Origin of the sequence: Kribbella sp. NBC_00382 (assembly GCF_036067295.1) — a bacterium.
Classification (GTDB): domain Bacteria; phylum Actinomycetota; class Actinomycetes; order Propionibacteriales; family Kribbellaceae; genus Kribbella.
Map to the genome: position 1 here is coordinate 7,597,575 of NZ_CP107954.1, position 21,931 is coordinate 7,619,505.

The 21,931-nt window shown below is 67.6% G+C and carries 19 protein-coding genes; 16 read left to right on the forward strand and 3 right to left on the reverse strand.

Annotated elements, in window-relative coordinates; translation table 11 throughout:
- The first annotated feature begins 7 nt into the window (after positions 1-7).
- The 8 genes from xdhC to OHA70_RS35750 all read left to right on the forward strand — a co-directional run bounded on the left by xdhC (position 8) and on the right by OHA70_RS35750 (position 7,333).
- Positions 8-835, forward strand: a complete 828-nt coding sequence (gene xdhC, locus OHA70_RS35715; RefSeq protein WP_328325406.1) for a xanthine dehydrogenase accessory protein XdhC — start codon at positions 8-10, stop codon at positions 833-835.
- Complete coding sequence (guaD, locus tag OHA70_RS35720) at positions 832-2,124, forward strand: guanine deaminase (RefSeq protein ID WP_328325408.1); 1,293 nt, start codon at positions 832-834, stop codon at positions 2,122-2,124. The genes xdhC and guaD overlap by 4 nt, the downstream gene beginning before the upstream one ends.
- A complete protein-coding gene (gene uraD / locus OHA70_RS35725; RefSeq protein ID WP_328325410.1) occupies positions 2,121-2,612 on the forward strand; it encodes a 2-oxo-4-hydroxy-4-carboxy-5-ureidoimidazoline decarboxylase in 492 nt (163 codons plus the stop codon). Before guaD ends, uraD begins: the two co-directional genes overlap by 4 nt.
- Entirely contained in the window at positions 2,609-2,938 is a 330-nt protein-coding gene (gene uraH, locus OHA70_RS35730; RefSeq protein ID WP_328325412.1) for a hydroxyisourate hydrolase, read from the forward strand. The genes uraD and uraH overlap by 4 nt, the downstream gene beginning before the upstream one ends.
- A gap of 4 nt (positions 2,939-2,942) precedes the next feature.
- The gene (gene pucL, locus OHA70_RS35735; protein ID WP_328325414.1) at positions 2,943-3,848 is read left to right on the forward strand and encodes a factor-independent urate hydroxylase; all 906 of its coding nucleotides are present in this window, start codon (positions 2,943-2,945) and stop codon (positions 3,846-3,848) included.
- Positions 3,845-5,197 (forward strand): 8-oxoguanine deaminase, encoded by a 1,353-nt coding sequence (locus OHA70_RS35740; RefSeq protein WP_328325416.1) that lies wholly within the window; start codon positions 3,845-3,847, stop codon positions 5,195-5,197. The genes pucL and OHA70_RS35740 overlap by 4 nt, the downstream gene beginning before the upstream one ends.
- Positions 5,190-6,440: a DUF6986 family protein gene (locus OHA70_RS35745; RefSeq protein ID WP_328325418.1), complete on the forward strand. Its 1,251-nt coding sequence runs from the start codon at positions 5,190-5,192 to the stop codon at positions 6,438-6,440. The genes OHA70_RS35740 and OHA70_RS35745 overlap by 8 nt, the downstream gene beginning before the upstream one ends.
- A gap of 71 nt (positions 6,441-6,511) precedes the next feature.
- Positions 6,512-7,333 carry an IclR family transcriptional regulator gene (locus OHA70_RS35750; protein WP_328325420.1) on the forward strand — a complete coding sequence of 274 codons (822 nt, stop codon included), beginning with the start codon at positions 6,512-6,514 and terminating at the stop codon, positions 7,331-7,333.
- Positions 7,334-7,480: 147 nt separating this feature from the next.
- On the opposite strand, the gene OHA70_RS35755 is transcribed toward OHA70_RS35750, so the two are convergent.
- The 3 genes from OHA70_RS35755 to OHA70_RS35765 all read right to left on the reverse strand — a co-directional run bounded on the left by OHA70_RS35755 (position 7,481) and on the right by OHA70_RS35765 (position 11,993).
- On the reverse strand, positions 7,481-9,223 hold the full coding sequence (locus OHA70_RS35755) for a DUF222 domain-containing protein (RefSeq protein ID WP_328325422.1): 1,743 nt from the start codon (positions 9,221-9,223) through the stop codon (positions 7,481-7,483).
- A 450-nt stretch (positions 9,224-9,673) separates the two neighbouring features.
- Complete coding sequence (locus OHA70_RS35760) at positions 9,674-10,705, reverse strand: aminoglycoside phosphotransferase family protein (RefSeq protein ID WP_328325424.1); 1,032 nt, start codon at positions 10,703-10,705, stop codon at positions 9,674-9,676.
- A 256-nt stretch (positions 10,706-10,961) separates the two neighbouring features.
- Positions 10,962-11,993, reverse strand: coding sequence for a lipoate--protein ligase family protein (locus OHA70_RS35765; protein ID WP_328325426.1), 1,032 nt, complete (start codon positions 11,991-11,993; stop codon positions 10,962-10,964).
- A gap of 85 nt (positions 11,994-12,078) precedes the next feature.
- Between OHA70_RS35765 and OHA70_RS35770 the strand changes: the two genes are divergently transcribed.
- The 8 genes from OHA70_RS35770 (at position 12,079) to OHA70_RS35805 (ending at position 21,912) form a co-directional block, all read left to right on the forward strand.
- Positions 12,079-12,594 carry a hypothetical protein gene (locus OHA70_RS35770; RefSeq protein WP_328325428.1) on the forward strand — a complete coding sequence of 172 codons (516 nt, stop codon included), beginning with the start codon at positions 12,079-12,081 and terminating at the stop codon, positions 12,592-12,594.
- 69 nt (positions 12,595-12,663) lie between these two features.
- A complete protein-coding gene (locus tag OHA70_RS35775; RefSeq protein WP_328325430.1) occupies positions 12,664-13,971 on the forward strand; it encodes a SidA/IucD/PvdA family monooxygenase in 1,308 nt (435 codons plus the stop codon).
- Positions 13,972-14,006: 35 nt separating this feature from the next.
- A complete protein-coding gene (locus OHA70_RS35780) occupies positions 14,007-15,542 on the forward strand; it encodes a PqqD family protein (RefSeq protein ID WP_328325432.1) in 1,536 nt (511 codons plus the stop codon).
- A gap of 3 nt (positions 15,543-15,545) precedes the next feature.
- Positions 15,546-16,013 (forward strand): cupin domain-containing protein, encoded by a 468-nt coding sequence (locus OHA70_RS35785; RefSeq protein ID WP_328325434.1) that lies wholly within the window; start codon positions 15,546-15,548, stop codon positions 16,011-16,013.
- Entirely contained in the window at positions 16,010-17,680 is a 1,671-nt protein-coding gene (locus OHA70_RS35790; RefSeq protein ID WP_328325436.1) for a class I tRNA ligase family protein, read from the forward strand. The genes OHA70_RS35785 and OHA70_RS35790 overlap by 4 nt, the downstream gene beginning before the upstream one ends.
- 6 nt (positions 17,681-17,686) lie before the next feature.
- Positions 17,687-18,835, forward strand: coding sequence for an NAD(P)/FAD-dependent oxidoreductase (locus OHA70_RS35795; protein ID WP_328325438.1), 1,149 nt, complete (start codon positions 17,687-17,689; stop codon positions 18,833-18,835).
- 4 nt (positions 18,836-18,839) lie between these two features.
- A complete protein-coding gene (locus OHA70_RS35800) occupies positions 18,840-20,096 on the forward strand; it encodes an ATP-grasp domain-containing protein (RefSeq protein WP_328325440.1) in 1,257 nt (418 codons plus the stop codon).
- A 25-nt stretch (positions 20,097-20,121) separates the two neighbouring features.
- Complete coding sequence (locus OHA70_RS35805) at positions 20,122-21,912, forward strand: ABC transporter substrate-binding protein (protein ID WP_328325442.1); 1,791 nt, start codon at positions 20,122-20,124, stop codon at positions 21,910-21,912.
- The last annotated feature ends 19 nt before the right edge of the window (positions 21,913-21,931 follow it).

Consider the following 21,931-nt stretch of genomic DNA (forward strand, 5'->3'; position numbering starts at 1 on the left):
GGAGTGGATGCGAGCTGTTCAAGCTCTTCGCGAGCAGCGTCGGGCCGGCGTGCTGGTGACGGTGATCTCCGTTCGTGGGCACTCGCCGCGGGATGCCGGCGCCAAGATGGTCGTCTCCGCGGATGGTGTCTGGGCGACTGTTGGTGGGGGCAACCTCGAAGCGGTGGCCATCGAGCGGGCGCGGGTTCTGCTGGCCGATGGAGCCGGCGAGCCCGAAGTACTGGAGTTTTCGCTGTCGGATAAGGCCCCCTTCCAGCAAGCCGTCCAATGTTGTGGCGGTGAGGTGAAGTTGCTGCTGGAGCCGTTGCCGGTGGTACCGGCGGTGGCAATCTTCGGGATCGGGCATGTCGGACTCGAGCTGGCGCGCATCCTCGCCCGGCACGATCTGGAGCTGCACCTGATCGACTCGCGACCCGACCAGCTCGTACCGTCGCGCCTATCCGTCCTCGACGACGCCGTAGCCGGAGTACACGTCCACCACGTACCGGTACTACCGGAGCTCGTCGTCGGTGAGTTGCCACCAGGCACGCACGCGCTGGTGATGACGCACGACCACGCGGAGGATGCCGCCCTCTGCGACGCCGCCCTCCGCAATGGGCAGCTGGCCACGATCGGCCTGATCGGATCGAGCGCGAAGTGGGCGCGGTTCCGCAAGAAGCTCGCCGACGACGGCAACCCGGTCGAGGCGATCGACTCGATCACCACCCCGATCGGCCTGTCCGATCTGCCCGGCAAGGAGCCGGCCGTCATCGCGGTCAGCGTGGCCGCCTGGCTGCTCCAACTGTTCGTTGCCGAGCGCAACTCCGCGCCGGTTCACCGTGAGGCAAAAGCATGACGCTCTTCAGAGGCACGTTCCTCGACACCCCGGACAACCCGTTCACCGGCGGCGCCTTACGCGTCGCCACTGACGCCGCGCTGCTCGTCGAGGACGGCCTGATCACCGCCCGCGGGTCGTTCCTGGAACTCCGCAACGCCCACCCGGCCGAGCGCGTCGTCGACCTGACCGGCGGCCTGGTGCTGCCCGGCTTCGTCGACACCCACGTGCACTTCCCGCAGATCCGCGCGGTCGGCGGTATGGGGATGCCGTTGCTCGAATGGCTCGACCGCTACGCGCTGCCCGAGGAAGCCCGGATGGCCGACGCGACGTATGCGTCCAGCGTGGCCGACGAGTTCGTCCGTGGTCTGGCGGCAGCCGGTACCACGAGCGCGCTGGTCTTCGGCGCGCACTTCGCCTCCGCCGTCGACACCCTCTTCACGGCCGCCTCCCGGGTGGGCCTGCGGATCACCAGCGGGCTGGTCGTGAGCGACCGGATCATCCGCGCGGACCTGCTCACCACACCGGAACGCGCCTACACGGAGTCCCTCGAGCTGGCTAACCGCTGGCACGGCGTCGGCCGCAACCGGTACGCCGTGACGCCACGGTTCTCCCTCTCCTGCACGGACGACCTCCTCGCGACCTGCCACACGATCCTCGAGGAGATCCCGGGCGCCCTCTTCACCTCGCACCTCAACGAGAACGAGGCAGAGATCGCCACAGTGACCGAGCTCTTCGGCGGCAGCGACTACGTCAGTACCTATGACAAGCACGGCCTGGTCGACCGGCGAAGCGTGCTCGCCCACAACGTCCACCCGACCGACGTCGAGCTCAAGCTGCTCGGCGACAGCGGAGCGACTATCGCACATTGCCCGACGAGCAACGCGGTGCTCGGCAGTGGGCTCTTCCCGCTCACCCGGCACCTCGAGCACGGCGTCAGGGTCGCGCTCGGTTCGGATGTTGGCGCTGGTACCGGGTTCTCGTTGTTGAAGGAGGGGCTGCAGGCGTACTTCTGCCAGCAGCTGATGGGCGATCGCGGTCTGGCCCTGAACTCCGCACACTTGTTGCATCTGGCAACGACTGCCGGAGCGGAAGCGCTGGGATTGGACGACGTCGGCGAGCTGAGTGTGGGCAAGCGGTTCGATGCTCAGCTGCTGCGGCCGGCCGACGGTTCGCCGCTGGCGATCGGGCTGGAGCATGCCGAGGACTACGAGGACGCGCTGGCCCGCGCCTTCACGCTCGGTACGCCGGCCGACGTCCGCGCGGTCTGGATCGACGGCCAACTGGTCAATGACGTGGAGGTCGGATGAACCTGCAGGACTTCAACTCCACTCGCGCCGACGAGCTGCGCCCGCTGCTGGCCGCTTGCTGCGACGTCCCGGGCTGGGTCGACACCATCCTCGCCGACCGCCCGTACGCCGAACTCGCCGCCCTCACCAAGGTCGCGGATGAGGCTGCCCGCGCCCTGACCAACGATGAGGTCGCCCGGGCGCTCGCCGCGCACCCGCGCATCGGTGATCGCGCTCAAGGCGGGAGCACCGAAGCAGCCTGGTCCCGCAAGGAACAGTCCGGCGTCGGCGACGACCCGGTGGCGCGGGAGGCCCTCGCGGCCGGCAACCGGGAGTACGAGCAGCGTTTCAACCGGGTCTTCCTGATCTGCGCCACCGGCCTGTCAGCCACCGAGATGCTCACCGCGCTCCGCCATCGCCTCACCAACGACGACACCACCGAGGCAGTCGTAGTCCACGAAGAACTCCGCAAAATAGCCCTCCTCCGCCTAGCAAAGGCGATCACATGAGCACCCTCTCCACCCACGTCCTAGACACAGCGCTTGGAAAGCCGGCCGAAGGTGTCCCGGTCAAGCTGACCCGCCTCAAGCCGGCCGTCCTGACACTCGGCAACGGGACCACCGATCACGACGGACGGATCGGCAGCCTGACCGACAAGGAACTGATCGCCGGCACCTACCAACTGACGTTCGACACCGCCGCCTATGCGCGCGCTACCGACCAAGACACCTTCTTTCCCGAGGTCACCGTGACCTTTCTGATCGGCGACGAGCGGCATTACCACGTTCCGTTGCTGCTCAGCCCGTTCGCCTTTTCCACTTATCGAGGGAGCTGATCCGATGGCGATCCACCTGGGAGCCAATCAGTACGGCAAGGCCGAGAGCCGCGTCGTCCGCATCTACCGCGACACGCCCCGGCACCAGATCCGCGACCTCAACGTCTCGTCCGCGTTGCGCGGCCGGTTCGAGAACGCGCACACGACCGGCGACCAGTCCGACGTACTGCCGACCGACAGCCAGAAGAACACCGCCTTCGCCTTCGCCAAGGAGAAGGGCGTCGACTCGATCGAGGAGTTCGCGCTCACTCTCGCCGACCACTTCCTGGCGGCCTCGGACGCGGCCGACGGCGCCCGGGTCGAGATCGAGGAGTACCCCTGGGAGCGCATCCCAGTCGACGGCGCCGGTCACGACCACTCCTTCGTCCGCAGCGGCGCCGGCATCCGTACGACGGTCGTCAACGTCGACGGCCGTGGCGACGACCGCAAAGCACATGTCGTCTCGGGCATCCGCGACCTGACCGTGCTCAAGTCGACCGGCTCGGAGTTCCACGGCTTCCTCAAGGATAAGTACACGACCCTGAAGGAGACCGACGACCGCATCCTCGCCACGTCGCTGGTCGCCCGCTGGCGGTATGACCACACGGACGTCGACTGGGACAAGTCGTACGACGAGATCAAGAGCCTGCTGCTGGAGAAGTTCGCCACGATCCACAGCCTCGCGCTGCAGCAGACCCTGTACGGCATGGGCGAGGCGGTACTGGAGCGCCACCCGGAGGTCGCGGAGATCAAGTTCTCGGCGCCCAACAAGCACCACTTCCTGGTCGACCTGAGCCCGTTCGAGGTGGAGAACCCTGGTGAGGTCTTCATCGCGGCGGACCGGCCGTACGGGTTGATCGAGGCGACCGTCGTCCGTGACGACGCGACGGACGCGGGGTCGGCCTGGCACGCAGTACCGGGCTTCTGTTGATCGTCATCGACGGCGCGGCCGTGGTCACGCTCGACCGGGAACGGCGCGAGCTGACCACCGGCCACGTCGTTGCTGACGGCAACCGGATCGTCGCGGTCGGGGCCGGCCCAGCACCGGCGTACGACGGAGCGCGGGTGATCGACGGCCGCGGATGTCTCGTCACGCCCGGCTTCGTCAACACCCACCAGCATCTGTACCAATGGGTGACGCGCGGACTGGCGGCCGACGCGACGCTCTTCGGCTGGCTCAACACCCTGTATCCGGTCTGGGCAGGCATCGACGAGCAGTCGGTCCATGTGGCTGCGCAGGGCGCACTGGCTCAACTGGCGCGCACCGGTTGCACGACGGCGTCGGATCACCACTATGTCTTTCCACGACGTGGCGGTGATCTCCTCGAGGCTGAGATCACCGCGGCTGCTGCGGTGGGGCTGCGATTTCATCCGGCCCGCGGCTCGATGGACCTCAGCCAGAAGGACGGCGGTCTGCCGCCCGATTCCGTTGTCGAGGATCGCGAGGAGATCCTGCTCGCGACCGAGGCCGCGATCGACCGCTGGCATGACCCTTCGCCGGATTCGATGCTGCAGGTCGTCGTCGCGCCCTGCTCGCCGTTCAGTGTCACCGGCGATCTCATGCGGGAGTCGGCGGAACTCGCCCGGCGCAAAGGTGTCCGGCTGCACACGCATCTGGCCGAGACGACGGACGAAGCTGAGTGGTGCGACGAGCGGTTTGGCTGTACGCCGTCGGAGTACGCCGCTGAGCTGGGCTGGACCGGATCCGACGTGTGGTTCGCGCACGGCATCCACTTCGACGACGCGGAGATCAAACGCCTTGGCCAGAGCTCGACCGGCGTCGCTCATTGCCCCAGCTCGAACGCTCGTCTTGGCGCCGGGATCGCCCGCGTCGCCGACCTGCGAGCCGCCGGCTGTCCGGTCGGTCTCGGCGTGGATGGTGCCGCGAGCAACGAAGCGGGCAGCCTGCTCGAGGAGTTGCGCCACGCGCTGTTGTTCGCCCGCGCTCGTAGTGGGCCGCAGGCTCTCGACGTACGGACAGCTTTGGAGTTGGCGACCCTGGATGGCGCGCGGATCCTCGGGCGCTCTGACGAGATCGGCTCGCTAGAGGTCGGCAAGTTGGCCGACCTCGCCGTCTGGCGGCTCGACACCCTCGCCCACGCCGGCATCGCCGACCCCGTGGCGGCGTTGGCCCTGGGCGCTCCCCCACCGCTGGAGCTGCTCCTGGTCAACGGAAAACCCGTCGTCGAGCAGGACACCGTCGTCACCATCGACGAACCGACTTTGGCCCGCCAGGTGGCCGACACCCAGCGAGTACTACTGAGGAGCATCAGTGGATGAACAGCTGTTTGCCGAACTGGATCGGCGACTGGCCGATGCCGATGCTGCCCTGACGACGCTCTACCCCGGCGATCGTGGTGTGAGGCAACCGATCCATACCGTCTACGTGCCAGCTGATCGCTTCACTGCCGGCACCGTCAGCGAGTGGGCAGAGCAGGCTCGGGCAGTACTGCGTGAGCACGGTGGGTCCGTCGCCGAGCTGACCGAAGTACTGGGGTTGCCGGCCGATCACGCTGCCGAGGTCTACGACCGCGTACGCGCCAAGCTTGAGCGCGAGCCGATCGAGGACCTGCGGATCGACTTCGAGGACGGCTATGGGGTAAGGCCGGACGAGCAGGAGGACGCTGCGGCGGTCGAGGCGGCTCGGGCGTTGGCGGAGCTGGTCAAGGGCGACGCGGCGCCGCCGTACCACGGGCTCCGGATCAAGTCGCTCGAGGCGCCGAGCCGTCGGCGTGGGGTCCGGACGCTCGATCTGTTCGTCGGCGAGCTGGCTCGCACCGGGACCGTGACGGACGGCTTCGTGATCACCCTGGCGAAGGTCACGTCGCTCGATCAGATCTCGGCGATGATGCTGGTGCTCGGGGCCGTCGAGCAGTCGCACGGGCTGGCTTCAGGTTCGCTGAAGTTCGAGATCCAGGTGGAGACGCCGCAGGCGATTCTCGGGTCGAACGGTATGACGCCGCTGCCCATGATGATCAGGGCCGGCGGGGGGCGGGTCACTGGTCTGCACTACGGCACCTACGACTATTCGGCCTCGTTGGGGGTCGCAGCGGCGTACCAGAGCATGGAGCATCCGGTCGCCGACCATGCGAAGGACGTCATGCAGTTGGCTGCGGCAGGTACCGGCGTCTTCGTGTGTGACGGCTCTACCAATGTGCTGCCCATTGGTCAGCGCGAGCAGGTGCATGCCGCCTGGCGTCTCCACCAGCGTCTGGTTCGCCGGTCGCTGGAACGCGGTATCTACCAGGGCTGGGACATGCATCCGGCACAACTGCCGAGTCGGTACATCGCGACGTACCTGTTCTATCGGGAAGGTCTGGCGACTGCTTCCGCTCGGCTCCGGGCTTACGTCGAAGGCGGCAATTCCGGCTACTTGGACGAGCCCGCGACTGCCGCCGCGCTGGCTGGCTTTGTACTGCGTGGCCTGGAGTGCGGTGCCCTCGACACCACCGAGCTCGACAAGCTGATCGGGGTCGACACCGCCGGCCTGGCGAGACTCGCCCGCCGCCCACTCCGCTCCTGAGTTCCTCGGTACTTCCGGCATCTGTGGTTAAACTTCCATAATCCGGAAGTACCGAGGAGAGTGGAGCCGCCGTGGCGGACAAGCAGAGCGGAACCTCCGCGGCGGAACCGGCAGGATCGGGCGGGACGCAGCCGGAGGGCGCGGGAAGCAAGGGTCGCTCGGGGAGCGTGCAGTCGATCGAGCGTGCCTTCGCCCTGCTCGAGATGATGGCCGACGCCGGTGGGATGGTGCCGCTGTCCCAGCTCGCCACCACCTCCGGACTCCCGCTGCCCACGATCCACCGCCTGGTCCGCACTTTGGTGGACCTCGGCTATGTCCGCCAGGAGCCGTCCCGCCAGTACGTCCTCGGGCCGCGGCTGATCCGTCTCGGCGAGGCGTCGTCGCACATGCTCAGCATCTGGGCCCGACCGCATCTGGCCGAACTGGTCGACCAGGTGGGTGAATCGGCCAACATGGCGATGCTCGACGGCGACCAGATCGTGTACCTCGCTCAGGTACAGTCCCGCCACTCGATGCGCATGTTCACCGAGGTCGGCCGTCGGGTCCTCCCCCACTGCACGGCCGTCGGCAAGGCGATCCTCGCCAAGCTGCCAGAGCCAGAGGTCCGCGACCTCCTCCACCGCACCGGCATGCCCCAACACACCGCGACCACCATCACCAACCCGGACGAGTTCATCGCCCAACTCCACAAGGCCGAAACTGACGGCTACGCACTGGACGAAGGCGAACAGGAGCAAGGAGTCCGCTGCGTCGCAGTACCAGTCCCCGACGCCCCCTCCCGCCTAGCCCTCTCAATCTCCGGCCCAGCAGGCCGAATGACCGAAGACCTCCTCCACCACGCAGTCCCGTTGCTAACCCAAGCCGCCAAGGCCTTGTCCGACGACCTCCGGTAATACCCCACGCTGCTGCGGGAACCAGTCAGGCGGAGCGCCGAGGAGTTCGGCTGCTCGGGTGGTGCGCCGACCCGGGTAGCTCGGGTGCTCCGTCGTCGACTGGCGTTCCCCATCCGGCGTTCCGCCCGCCGCGTCAGAGCAGGCAGCTCAGAACGGTGGTTGTTCGTCTTGGCTGACAGCGGGTGCTGGTGGGGGTTTGCGGATCGGGCCGGGCGTTGCGGGTGGGGTGGTGTAGCGGTGACCGGTGGGGGTGGTGAGTGTGGTCGAGCCGTCGGGGTTGTTGGTGGCAACCCAACCCCAGGCGGGAGTGTCCTTGATGATGTGGTGCAGTTCGCAGTAGTTGCGCAGGTCGGCCAGCCGGGTGATCCCGGTCCGAGCAAACGGGGTGCCGTGGTCGCGATCGCATTCGCGGGCGGCTCGGTTGCAGTTCACCCAGTCGCAGGTGGGATGTGCCGCGAGCAAGGTCTCCGAGACGAGCATCCCCGGGTCGTGTCGCGTGGTCGAAGCCTCGAGCACGGTCCCGTTGACCGGATCGGTCAAGATGCGCCGCCAGGTGGCATCGGCGGCGATACGGCGTGCCATCTCGGCTGGTATCGGGCCGTAGCCGGTCAGCTCGCAGGGTTCGTCGCCCATGCCGAGCAGCGTGGTGATGGGAGTGAGGACTTCGATGTGAGGTCGGCGTCGATGCTGGTCGGGCAGTCGCCGCCCGAGCCAGTCGAGTCCGTTCCACAGCATGAAGTCGAAGAGGTCCGCGACCACGTCGGCCCGCCGCTGATCGGCCGTTCGACGAGGAACCGGCTGCTGACCGACCGTAGCGGGATCGGGTGGCCGCTGGTCCGCGGGCGAGCCAGCCGCAGTCCCATCATCTGTCGCACCGCGCTGGGTGGTACTGGATGCGCTGGAGCTAGTGGTTGTGTCGGAGCTAGTGGTTGTGTCGGAGTTGCTGGTGCGTCGCTTGGCAAGGTCGGCCATCGCCTGGATGACGATCCACATCTGCTGGATCTTGTCGGCACTGTCGACGACCCACAGACCCGCCATGCCATCATCCAAGGGAACGACCCGGACCTCACGCTTCTCCTTGGCCTCCCGGTGCCGGTCGGCTGCGTTCTTGGCGTTGTACTTGGCGACCTGACGGTTCAACGACCGCTGCAGGTTGGCGTGCGACTGGATCGGTGCCCGCTTCAGCACCGCATTCTCGACGGCACGGGTCTTCGCATCATCCAACTGCTCGGTCGCCTTGCTGATCGATATCGCCTTCGACAGGCTGATCGCACCGCAACGCAACGCGGAATGCGTGTTGGACAGGACGCTGGTCAGACGCAGCGCGGTGCCGACATGCTTGCTCACTGTCTGCGGCGACAGCTTCAGTGCGCAGGCGATCTCCGCCTCCCACGAACGTTCCGGATCCACCGGACGACCATGGAGGTCGACCTCGCCTGAGTCTGGCAGTTCGGCAGCCTGGGCTTTGCGCTGGCGGTAGAACGCGGCCATCGCCGCGACCCGGATCGATTCACTCCACGCGGTCTGTCGCGCGGACGCCTTCATCAGTTCGATCAAAGCGATCGGAGACAGCGACTGTGGGCGAACCTGCGCCAGCGCGGCAGCCAGCTCGGCGCCGGGCGGGAGGAACACCCAGGCAGGCGCGTTCTCTGCCAGTAGACGCCGCTCGGCCTCGTCCTGCTCGATGCCGGCCCACTGCTCCCACTCAAGTGCATCGACCGCCGACAGTGGCGGGAGCTCGTCGTAGTAGTCCGCCTCATCGAGAAACCTCGGCCCAGCAGGACCAGCCGGGTCCTCAGGCGCACAGATCACCCCGGACTCGAGCAGCAGGTCGAGCTCGTCGGCGAACGACTGCCCGCCGTACTCTCGATCGACCACGCCGCTCTTCATGCGGCCACATTAGAACAACTGTTCGAATGAAGTCAAAACATCACGGCCCGCGAGTGTGATGTCTCAAGACACGGGTGATGGTTCTGGATCAGGACATCGGTGACATTTGATGTGTCAGGACATCGGTGACGGTTCAGGGGTCTTGGCGTGGGCCGCGAGGGTGGCCGTTGTCGACGTAGGTCACTCCGGGCGCGGGTCTGGTGTGCTCGATGAGGATCTCGCCTTCGAGGTCGGCGACGGTGATGACGAGGACCTGTTGCTGGTCAGCTTTAGGTGACGGTGCCGTCGGGCAGGTCTGTGGGCATTGGTGCCCGGGTGGGTCGGGACCGGCCGGCGGATCAGATCACGGGTGGGACGGTCTTCGCGGTGGTCTCTCAGGCGGCCACGGGGCGACGATCTAGCCGCGACCGGCAGCTGTGCCCTCTGCGCTGTTCGGACCCCGCTGGGCCGTCAGTCCAGGAGACTTGCCCAGTCGTCTATTTGCCGAAGGATCCGCGGCAGGTGCTCGGCGGCGTCGAGGAGCGAGCGGGTGCAGAACTCGACCTGCTCCGCGCTCTCGTCGCGGTGTCCCAACGCCACCCACAGGCACCAGGCGGTGAAGCTGAGGTGCCCGACGAGTAACCCGGCGAAGGCGGTCGCGTCGGCCGGCCCGGCCGGGCCGCCGTGGTCGCGGTAGGACGCGATCAGCGGCCGGACGATCCGTGGGTCGCCGCCCGCGATGCTCCGTTCGTCGGCAGCGGCGAGCCGGACGGCGTTGCTTGCCGCGTCCCACCACGGGACGTCGGCGGTCGCCGACTCCCAGTCGATCAGCACCAGTCCGTCCGGGCCGGCGAGGATGTTGGCTCGGGCGGCGTCCCCATGGGTCATCGTCAGGGGCGGGCGGTTCCGCAGGGCGTCGGCGATCAGATCGGCCGAGTCCTCGGCCACGCCGAGCACGGCGCGGGCGGCCCCGCCCAGCGCCGGGTCCGCCGCGCCCTCGGCCTCGCGGACCCAGTCCCGCCACTCCTCCAGCGGGTGGACCGGCGACGCGTCGGCGTCCTGGTCGACCGCCACGTCCAGTCGGGCGATCCGGGCCAGCACGCTGCCGAGCCAGGGAGCCAGCTCCTCATCGGGAATGCGGGCGTCCCGCAGGTCGCGTCCCTCCACCCACTCGGTCACCCTGGCGAGGTCGCCGCCCGCGTCCGGTGGCGCGTACCAGAAGCCCACGTTCGGCTCGGGCGGTTGGACGGGGCGCGGCATGGGGATGCCGGCCGCCGCGGCGGCGCTCTCCAGCCGGTGCACGGTCCAGGCCTTGGTGCGCTGCCAGTCGGAGAGGTCGGGACGGTCGACGGAGGCGAGGTGGTCGTGCTTGACCACCCAGCGCCCCGTCGTCGTCGACACGATGCGGGTGACGGCCGGGCGGTCTCCGTTGGCCAGCGGGCGGTCCTCCAGGACGGCTCCGAGACCGAAAGCATGGGCGACCTGCTCGGCGGAGATCGGCATCCGGGAAGTGTGCCACGCGCGTACCGGGCGTGCGACGCCTTTCGACCGGCAGTGGGAGTGCGTGGAGGCGGGCAGGTGCCAGCATCTGCCGTCATCCAATGGGACAACGGCACCTGGGACTTCAGACTCGACAATGCGAGGTGTAGGGCCGAGTCCTACGACGGTAACGACTCACCGAAGTGTCACCACCAACGCCCTCGAAAGCGTCACCGATATCTCGATGCAGAACTGTCACCGATGTCCTGCGACACAACAGTCACGGCACGCGGGTGAGCCAGTCGTCGGTGCCGAACTTCGACTCGACTCGGCGCTGGGCTTCGGCGACTGTGTCGGCGTCGATCGTCGTGTCGGTGAGACCGTAGCGGTTGGCGAAGGTGCCTACCAGGCGGGTGATCACTTCGCCTCGCTCAAGACCGGTCTGGCTGCGCAGGGGGTCGACTCGTTTGTTGGCGCTCTTGGTGCCCTTGTCGGACATCTTTTCGCGGCCGATCCGGAGCACCTCGACCATCTTCGACGCGTCCATGTCGTACGCCATCGTCACGTGATGCAGTACCGCACCACCCGCGAAGCGCTTCTGGGCGGCGCCCGCGATCTTGCCGGCCGGGGACGTGATGTCGTTGATCGGCTGGTACGTCGCGGCGATGCCGAGCTCGTTCAGCGCCCCGACGACCCAGTCGTCCAGGAAGGCATACGAGTCGACAAAGGACAGTCCTGAGACGAGCGACTCAGGCACATACAGCGAGTACGTGATCGTGTTGCCCGGCTCGACGAACATCGCGCCGCCGCCACTGATCCGCCGTACCACCGTCACGTCATGCTTAGCCGCCCCGCCGAGATCCACCTCATTGGCCAGCGACTGAAAGCTCCCGATGATGACCGCGTTCGACGCCCACTCCCAGATCCGCAGCGTCGGCGGCCGCTCCCCCGCCCCCACCTGCTCGGCCAGCACCTCGTCCAGCGCCATCTGCAACGCCGGCTCCCGCGGCACGTCATGCACGAATTCCCACGCATGATCCGTCCACGCCGTAGCACCGGTCAGCGCCCGCCGTACCGCCACCGCAACAGCCTCCGGCGAGAACCCCAGCATCTCCACGCCATCCCCGAGCACCCCACGAACCCGAGCCGCAATCTGAGCCACCGGCATCTCAACCGGTACCCCCGCTAGCGCCCCATTGATCCGCTCCAACGCGTCATCGGGCTCCAGGAAGAAGTCCCCACTGATCCGCCCCCGTCGCACCACCTCGTCGACAACGTCGAGATCGGCGACAACCAACTTCCCACCGGGCACCTTGTATTCACCATGCACACCACTACCCAACCACCCACCACCCGGAGATGTTCCTCAAGACCCCCACCCCAAGCGATCATCAGCCATGCGCGAACGCCTGAACTCGACCCCCACCTGGGCACTCTTCCTGATGCTCTGGCTTGCCTGGGCGGCGGTAGCGTTCGCCATCGCCATCATCGAGACCAGTGACCTCTTCTGGTCGGCCGTCTCCGCGGCAGTGATGGCCCTCTTCGTGTCCGCCGCGATGGCCTACGGCATCAAGACCAGACTGCGCTGGGAGAACGGCGCACTCGGCGACACCCCGAAGGACGCCCGCCGACTGGCCCTGAAGACCGCCTGGAAAGGCCCGCTCCCCACCGACCCCGACCTCCGCGCAACAACCCTCGCCGTCGCCCAAGAACAACTCCGCCAAATGCGCCGCGGCCGCCCCCTCCTGATCGTCGCCCTCTCATTGGCCGTGGTATCGGCGATCGGCCTCGCCATCACCAGCTCCCCCTGGCAACTGCTCCTCCTCGTCTTCTACCTCCCGCTGGCGATCACCTTCCTGCTCGCCCCCAACCGCCTCCGGAAACGCATCGCTCTGCTGTCCGAACCGGAGTAGGTGTATCAGCGGACGTGCACCGAGTGCTCTCGAAGGGAGGTGAACAGACCCGAGACGAGGGCGGCACAGATGTCGGAACTGAGCGTGGACGTGGAACTGCTGGCCATCGGCGCCGGACCGTCGAACCTAGGGCTCGCAGTAGCGCTCGAGGAGTTGGCGCCGGAGCTGGCGGAGAGCAGTCTGCTGATCGACCGGAACACGGAGATCGCCTGGCAGCAGGGGATGTTGATGCCGTGGGCTACCAGCCAGGTGTCGTTCCTCAAGGATCTGGTCACGCAGCGGGATCCGACCAGCAAGTTCTCGTTCCTCAACCATCTGTTCGAGACCGGGCGGATGGACGATTTCGTCAACATGAGCACCTTCACCCCGTACCGGGTGGAGTTCACCGAGTACCTGCGCTGGGTCGCCGCGTCGCTCGAGAAGGTGAAGATCGAGCTCGGCAAGCAGGTCGTCGCGATGCGGCCGCGCAAGGACGAGTCCGGCGCGGTGACCGGCTGGGTCACCACCCTCGCGGACGGCAGCACGATCAACAGCCGGTACCTCGTGTACGGCGGGAGTCGCGAGGCCAACATCCCGCCGGTACTCGCCGACCTGCCGCCCAACCGGGTCGTGCACAGCACGGAGTACCGGCAGCGAGTGGCCCAATTCGATGGCGAGCTGCCGTACCGCGTCGCCGTCGTCGGCAGCTCCCAGAGCGCCGCGGAGATGTTCCGCGCCCTGCGCGACGACTTGCCCGACAGTGACGTCGCCTGGCTGATGCGGTCCATCGGGCTGAGCTCCGACGCGTCCAGCAAGTTCACCAACGAGCTGTACTACCCCGGCTTCGTCGACGAGTTCTACGACGCCCGGCCGGCCGCGCGGGAGCAGATCCTGCAGGAGATGTACCGGACCAACTACTCCGTCGTCACTCCCCCGATGCTGGAGCACCTGTACGCCGACCTGTACCTCGACCGCTTCAACCACCGCCACGAACGCCGCCTGATCCCGATGGTCGACATCACCGGCGCCCGCGAGACCGGCGACGAGCTGGTGCTCGAGCTCACCGACCGCCGGACCGGTACCGTCACCGAGCTGCATCGCGATGTCGTCTTCCTCGGTACTGGCTTCGACACCCGGATGCCGCGGCTGGTCCGCGAGCTGGCGGGCAGCCTCGACCTCGACCGGATCGACGTCACCCGCCAGTACCAGCTGGAGCTCGGCGTACCGAGTGCGGCGGCCTGCTACCTGCAGGGCGTCAACGAGCAGACCCACGGCATCTCCGACACCCTGCTCAGCGTGCTGGCCCAGCGGGCCGAGGAGATCTGCCGCGACATCATCGCCCACCGCGAGCGGGTCCCGGCAGCGGCTGTATCAGACCAGGAGGGGGCCGGACTCTAACGGGTGGCAGAACGGCAACCCCGAGGAGATCCCGGATGGCAATGGTCGAACTGGAACGGCCCGCGCTCGACGACGTGGCTCGGGCCCGCGAGCAGGCCTTCGCCGGCCTGCAGGTAGCGATGCCACCGGCCATCCTGGCCGAGGCGTTGCGCTGCAGCGTCCGGCTGCTGGCCGAGCTGCCGTACCGCGAGGAGCTCGAGAAGAACCTCGTCATGGTGGCGTTCGGTGGCGGCAAGGACAGCTCGTACACGCTGGCCTTCGTCCGTACGATGCAGCTGATCCTGTACCGCGTCCACGGCCGCACCTTCCGGATGCGGGTGGCGACCAACCGGCACGCGGGCATGCCGCGGCCGGTGATGGAGAACATCGATCGCGAGTACCTGGCCCTGCGGCTGTTCGATGACCCGGACTGCGAGCTGCTGCTGGTCGACGGCGACGAGGTGTCCGAGTTCTACGTCGACTCGCCGCAGCGCGAGCACGTGATCCGGCGCAACCGGCTGGACATCCTGATGACCGGCCACCGCACCTTCGCGGACGGCCGGCCGACGTTCTGCAACTCCTGCAATCTCAGCGTCTTCAACGCCTTCGGGGTGGCCGCGGCCCATGGCGACGGCGCCGACATCCTCATCACCGGCGATTCGCCGCGTGAGCAGCGTCAGTACACCGCCTGGGTCGGCCGGCTGGCCCGCCAGATCCGCGCGACCGACCCGGGCACGATCCGCGAGCACGCCAGCACCGAGAACGGGTTCGGCAAGGTGCTCGGCCAGCTCGACGACATCGCCGGCGCCTACTTCACCGACATCCTCGGCCCCGACGCGACCACCGCGATCGCCGAGCGGCAGGTCAGTACCGCCGTCCCGGACCGGTTGAAGTTCTTCTCGATCTACGACGAGACCGACTACGCGGCCGGCGACCACTTCGAGCTGCTGACCGGCTTCCTCGGCTTCCAGTTCGACGACCTGGCCTTCAGCTTCACCGAGTCCGACTGCGCCAACCCGGCCCTGATGGCGCACCTGCGCGGAATCAAGGCCGAGCACCTGTTCCAGCGCTCGTACGACGAGGGGATGGCCGAGTACGTCGAGTTCGCCCTCGGCCTGATGCGCAAGAAGGACATCCCGGCCGGCCTGATCGAGACGATGCGGGCGCGGTACGACACCCCGGACGCGCTCAAGCGGATGCGGCTGCTGGCCGAGGAGTACGCGCTGGAGACCTTCGCCCTCACCGAGAGCCACCTGGTCTGCATGACGTACTCCCCCTTCGCCGGTCAGGGCGCCGGGCTCGAGCAGTTCATCGAGCGTGAGCACCCGGAACTGCTCGAGCGGCTCGCGGACATGCACAGCCTGCTGGCCGGCGTGACCAACGACCAGGAGCTGGCCGCGGAACTCGAGCGGATCAGCGGCCTCGAGCCGAGCCAGCTGCGGGTGCTCTACAGCCGGTCGGTGCAGACCCCCGGCGGCGGGGGCACGCCGGTGATCGACCTGATCCTGCAGGGCGATCCGCACAAGGCGGTCATCGAGACCAAACACACCCAGAACGGTCCGAACACCTTCGAGCAGATTTCGGGACGGTAACCCATGGTCGTACACATCTCGCGGCTGGATCGCGAGAATCTCCTGCACGAGTACAGCGTCGACACCCAGCGGCTGCAGCCGTGGGCGGTGCTGAACGCGCCGTTCGAGGTCTCGTACGCCGTCTGCCGCGCGAACACGGTCTCCAAGCTGCACACCCACCACGAGCAGGAGATCTTCGTCGCCGTCTCCGGCGAGGTCGAGGTCGAGTGCGGTGGCGAGCGGCAGCCCTTCCGGGCCGGTGATGTCTGCTACTTCACGCCGGGCCAGCTGCACCGGGTGCACAACCACAACGACGAGGACTTCGTCTTCACCAGCATCTGGTGGGACCCGGAGATGTCGCACCGGTTCCTGGCCGAGCACGCCGGGTCGGAGACCGAGAAGCTCGCCGCCGAGGCACGCGAGAAGGAAGCCGAGAACGCCGCAACCGCGGAGGCGATCGAGAACTCAGAGCGCGAAGGAGTCACCGCGTGACCGGCGTACTGCCCAAGGACGACGACCGTCCCGTCCTGGTCCTTGGCCCGAACCCGACTCCCAACGGCGGCATGCACCTCGGCCACATCGCCGGACCGTACCTGGCCGGTGACGTGTACGCGCGCTACCAGCGAGCGCGCGGCCGCAACGTCATCTTCACCACCGAGACCGACGACAGCCAGACGTACGTGGTCGCGTCGGCCGCTCGCGAGGGCATCACGTCGGAGGAGCTCTGCAAGCGCTCGACCGGCCAGATCCAGGAGGCCCTGCAGGCGATCGGCATCTCGTACGACGGCTTCGGACCGTTCGATTCGACGTACAAGGCCACTGTCCTGCAGTACTTCCACGCGCTGCACGCCGCCGGCGTCTTCAAGCTGAAGACCGTCCGGCTGCCGTTCCTGGAGCGGACCGGCGAGTTCATGGTCGAGGGTCTGATCGAGGGCGACTGCCCGGTCTGCCTGAGCAGCAGTCGCGGTGGCCTGTGCGAGACCTGTTGCCACCCGAACAACTTCGACCAGTTGCTCAACCCGCACTCCACGATCAACAAGGACGACAAGCTCACCTACCGCGAAGCCACCATCATGGTGCTGCCGCTGGAGGAGTACCGCGACCGGCTGACGCAGTACCACGAATCGCTGGCCACGCACCGGCGCCCGCACGTGCGGCAGATGATCGCCGAACTGCTGGCCCGCCCGTTGCAGGACGTGCCGATCACCTTCCCGCTCAACTGGGGTATCGACGCGCAGTTCCCGGAGGTCCCCGGCCAGGTGCTCAACGCCTGGCTCGAACTGATCCCGGCCGGCATGTTCACCACGTCGTACGCCGCGAGCAAGCTCGGCCGCGACACCGTGCCCGGTGAGCTGTGGCGCAAGGCGGAGAACCTGCGGATCGTGCACTTCCTCGGCTTCGACAACGCGTACTACTTCTGCCTCCCGCACATCGCGATGCTGATGGCGCACGGCGACAAGTACGTCTGGCCGGAGTCCATTATCAACAACGAGTTCTACGAGCTGGAGAGCTCGAAGTTCTCGACCAGCAAGCGGCACGTGCTGACGCCGCAGGAGCTGCTGACGGAGGTACCGCGGGACGTCGCCCGGCTCTACTTGGCGCTGACGGCCCCGGAGTACCAGCGGTCGACCTTCAGCCGGGCGGGTCTGGACAAGATGGCCGAGGACCGGCTGATCGGACCCTGGAACCAGTTGGCCGGAGTGCTCGCCAAGGCGATCGCCAACGCCGGCGACGACAGCAGACTGCCGGTCACGCCAGGCGGTCGCGGCCGGATCGTCCTGATGCTGGAGCGGTTCGACCTGTTCTACGAGATGCCGACGTTCAACCTGAACCGGGCGGCGGACACCGTGCTGGTTCAGCTCGAGCGGCTGCGCGGTCGCGCGGCGGCCCTCGACGGGGTCGGTCTGGACGAGCAGCCCGAAGCCTGGGGCGACCTGTTCGCCGAGGTCAAAGCCCTGCTGGCGTTGGCTTCTCCGCTCTTGATCGACCTGGTCGCAGCAGCCCGGGAAGCAGGCGTCTTCGACGGTACTCCGGAAGCCGGCTTGCTGGTGAACGGAGCCTACGACGCCGCCGACATCAAGCCGTTCGCCCCGCCGCTCCTTTCGGCCGAGCCGGCCGCGGCAGCTGAGCCGGCCGGCGCGCTCGCCGGAGGTGGGTGATCCCGGATGCGGATCACGGTGGTAGGTGGTGGCGTGATCGGGCTGCTCACCGCGATCGAGTGCGTCCGCGCGCCCGGCGCCCACCAGGTCGACCTGGTGGACGCCGGCCCGATCCCGTCTCCGCTGGCCACGTCGAACGACCGGCTCCGGGTGACCCGCGCGCTGCACCGGGGCGACCCGGTGCTGACGGCTGCGGCCGCGGGCTCGCATTCCGCCTGGCAGGATGTCGAGCGGCTGCTCGGCACGCGGTTCTATCACCCGACCGGTGCTCTCACGGCGATGCCGGCTGAGCAGGCTCACGCCGAACTGGCCGAGCTCACGGTGGACGGCGCGAAGGCCTGGGCGCTCTCACCACAGGACCTGGCCAAGTGGTACCCACGCGTCCGCTTCCCCGTCGGCAGTGCTGCCGTGCTGGAGGCCACGGCCGGTGTCCTGCTGGCCGATCACGCCTTGGTCGCCATGGCCCATTGGCTGGGCGAGCATCCCCGAGTACGGCTGCTCCCCCACCGCCAGGTCGTCGCGGTGTCCGAGGTCGACGGTGACGGCGTGATCCGGTTCGCCGATGGCGGGACGCAGTCGGCGGACCGGGTGGTGATCGCCGCCGGGCCCTGGTCACGCGAATTGCTGGCCGGCTCGGTCGGACCTGACCTCACGTTGTACCGGCAGAGCGTGCTCTCCTACCGGCCGCCGACCTACCGGCGGAACTGGGCCGAGATGCCGGTGGTACTCGGTCTCGGCCCCGACCGCGATGCCTGGTTCATGCCGACGGTGGCGCAGTCGGGGGCGCCGATGCGGTTGAGCGCGGCGAGCGCGTGCCGGCCGGTGGACGAGATGACCGACCGCAGTACGCCGGACCAGTGGCGTCATCACCTCATCGACCTCTTCTCGCAGCTGATCGAATCCTTCGACCCGGCCGGGGTTGTCGGCGCCAACGACGGCTACTACCTGGCCGAGCGCACGCAAGGCGGGCCACTGCTGGCGTCGTACGGGGCAGGCACGGTCTGGGCGTTCGCAGCCTGTGGCGGGATGTCCTTCAAGTTCGCACCCCAGATCGCCCGGGCGATCGCCGATCGTGCCATGGGTGCCCCGCCCCGCGCGACCGGTCTTGAGCCGATCGACAGGCCGCGACAGCTCGCCGCGGTCGGTGAGGAGTAGAGCCATGAAGCTACTCGCGCTGGAAGCCGTGCAGAACGCCGGCTATTACCAGTCCCGTTACCAGCAGGTCGAGGAGTTCGGCGGCACGCTGCATGTGCTCAACGGTCTCGGCGAGCCAGGCTATTGGGCCGCCGACCGGTACCGGATCGCCGGCTCCAAGCACATCGACGACATCATCAAGGCTGCCCAGGAATGGCACGAAGCCGAAGGTTTCGACGGTGTGCTCACGTTCTCGGAGTCCGGTGTGCTCACGGTTGCTGCGGTGGCCGAGGCACTCGGGTTGCCGAGCGTGGGTCTCGACGCAGCCCGGATCAGCCGGAACAAGCTGCTGATGCGGCAGGCGCAGGAACTCGGCGGGGCGCCGGTACCGAAGTACCGGCTGGTACCTGACGTCAACGCGGCGCTGGAAGCGGCCGAGGAGTTCGGCTACCCGATCATCCTCAAGCCGACGTTGGGTGCCGCGAGCAACTTCGTCTTCAAGGTGGACAGCCCCGACGAGCTGCGGACCCGGTTCCCGCAAGCGCTGGAGGGGATGGCAGGCATGTCGTGGTTCCGGATGGAGCCCGACGGGCTCGACCTCGGACCGTACGGACTGCTCGTCGAGTCGTTCCTGGACGGGCGGGAGATGCAGATCGAGGCGCTCGCCTGGGACGGCGAGGTGTACCTCGGCTCGATCGTCGACCGGATCACGATCGAGGGCAACACCTTCGACGACGACGCGCACCAGGCGCCGACGACGCTCGACGCGGATCAGCTCGCCGCTGTCCACGAGGTCGTCACCAAGGCTGCCCGCGCGCAAGGCCTCAAGCGAAGCGTGATGCATGCCGAGGTCCGTTTCCACCAAGGCAAACCGCACATGCTGGAGATCGCCGTGCGGCCGGGCGGTGGCGGGCTCGACTACTTCGCCCGGCTGAGCACGGGCTACTGCCCGATCCGCGCCACGATGGCGGTCGCTTCCGGTGTGAAGCCCGAGGTCCAGCACTATCACCCGACCGGCGTCCACCTGGCCGGAACGTGCTTGATCAGCGCGCCCGGCCGGATCGAGCAGATCACCGTGCCGCCGGCGGTGGCCGAGTCCGACCGGGTGTTCTTCCTCAAGATCACGGCCAAGCCCGGCGACCTCGTCCGGCGCCCACCGGACGGCAACAACATCCTCGGCTTCCTCTGCACCAGCGGAGCGACGTTCGACGAGGCGATCGCGACGGCTTACGAGTTCGCCGCGCAGATCGACGTACGGCTCGCACTGCCGGCAACGGCCTAGAAGATCCACCAAGAAAGGTGACCTGATGTCCACTACGTTGACCACGCAGGATTCCGGCCAGCCGTCCGAGGCGGGCCGGCCAGTCAAGGGTGGCATCGTCACCTGGGCCTGCAACCCCGGCTTCCCGCCGGCCGCGATCTTCCCGTTCACGCCGCGGGAGCGGATCGGGATCCGGAACCTGTACGAGTTCCAGATCCTGATGTTCCGTCCGCTGTACTGGCTGGGCAAGGACGGCGCCGCGGGCGTCGACTACGACCGCAGCCTGGCGCACCCGCCGGAGTGGAGCGAGGACGGGCTGAGCGTCACCGTCACGCTGAAGGACTGGCAGTGGTCCAACGGCGAGCCGATCTGCGCCGACAACGTGATGTTCTGGGTGAACATGATGGCGGTGAAGGGCGACCGGCTCGGCTACTACGTGCCCGGCTACTTCCCGGACAACCTGTCGTCGTACGAGAAGGTTGCCGAGGACAAGGTCCGCTTCACCTTCAACGAGGTCTACTCCAAGACCTGGGTGGAGATGAACCAGCTGACGCTGATCACCCCGATGCCGAAGGCCTGGGACCGTACCGCCGAGGGCCCGGCGCGCGCGTCCTTCGACAAGGACGACATCCCGGCCGTCTACGACTACCTCGTGTCGGAGAACGGCGACTGGACCGAGGAGGCCAACCTGCACCGCGGCGGCTGGGCCGACAGCCCGGTCTGGAGTGTCGTCAGCGGACCGTGGAAGCTGAAGAGCTACGACCTCGACGGCCTGGTCACCTTCGTCCCGAACGAGAACTACTCCGGCCCGAACAAGCCCCAGCTGGCCGAGTTCCGCCAGGTGCAGAACGACACCGACGAGCTGATGTACGAACGGCTGCTGGCCGGACCGGATGCTGAGGACGGGATCCACATCGGCTATCTGCCGCCCGGCATGGAGGTGACGGACGGCAGCCCGGACCCGCTGGCGGAGAAGTACCGGGTGGTGCCGCAGGACGTGTTCGTGGTCAGGTACATGCCGTTCAACTTCGACAACGACTCCGACGCGGCGGCGATCTACAAGCACGCGTACGTCCGGCAGGCGCTGCAGATGTGCCTCGACCAGGACCGCATCATCCGTGAGGTCTTCAACGGCAACGCGTACCGGATGGACGGTCCGGTGCCGCTGTCGCCGCCGAACCCGCACGTCTCCCCCAAGCAACTGAAGGACCCGATGCCGTTCGACCCGGCGGCCGCGAACGCGCTGCTCGAGTCACACGGCTGGGACACCAGCACGATGCCGGCCGGCTGCGTCCAGCCGGGCGAGGTCGACGGCTGCGCCGGCGAGGGCGTCGAGATCGGCGCGCACATGTCCTTCACGATCCGGTACGTCGAAGGCAAGGACGCGCTGGTCAAGCTGCTGGAGATCTTCAAGGAGGACGCGGCCAAGGCCGGGATCGAGCTCAAGCTGGAGCCCGTCTACGGCTCGGTGATGGTGGCCGAGGACCACGCCCCGAACCAGCCGGCCAAGCGGCTGTGGGAGATCAACACCTGGAACGGCGGCTGGTCGTTCTACGGCCACCTGACCGGCGAGATGCTGTTCGCCACCGGCGGCGGCAGCAACTTCGGCGACTACTCCGACCCGACCGCGGACAAGCTGATCGACGCGACCGTGCACAGCGACGACCCGGAAGCGATGTACGCCTACCAGGACTACATCGCCGAGCAGGTGCCGACGATCTGGTCACCGGGCTTCCCGAACCGGATGTTCGAGGTCGCCAAGAACCTGCGCGGCGTCGAGCCCTGCAACCCGTACGGCCTGATCAACCCCGAGGACTGGTACTACGTCGAGGACTGATCCACCGCACAAGAAGAAA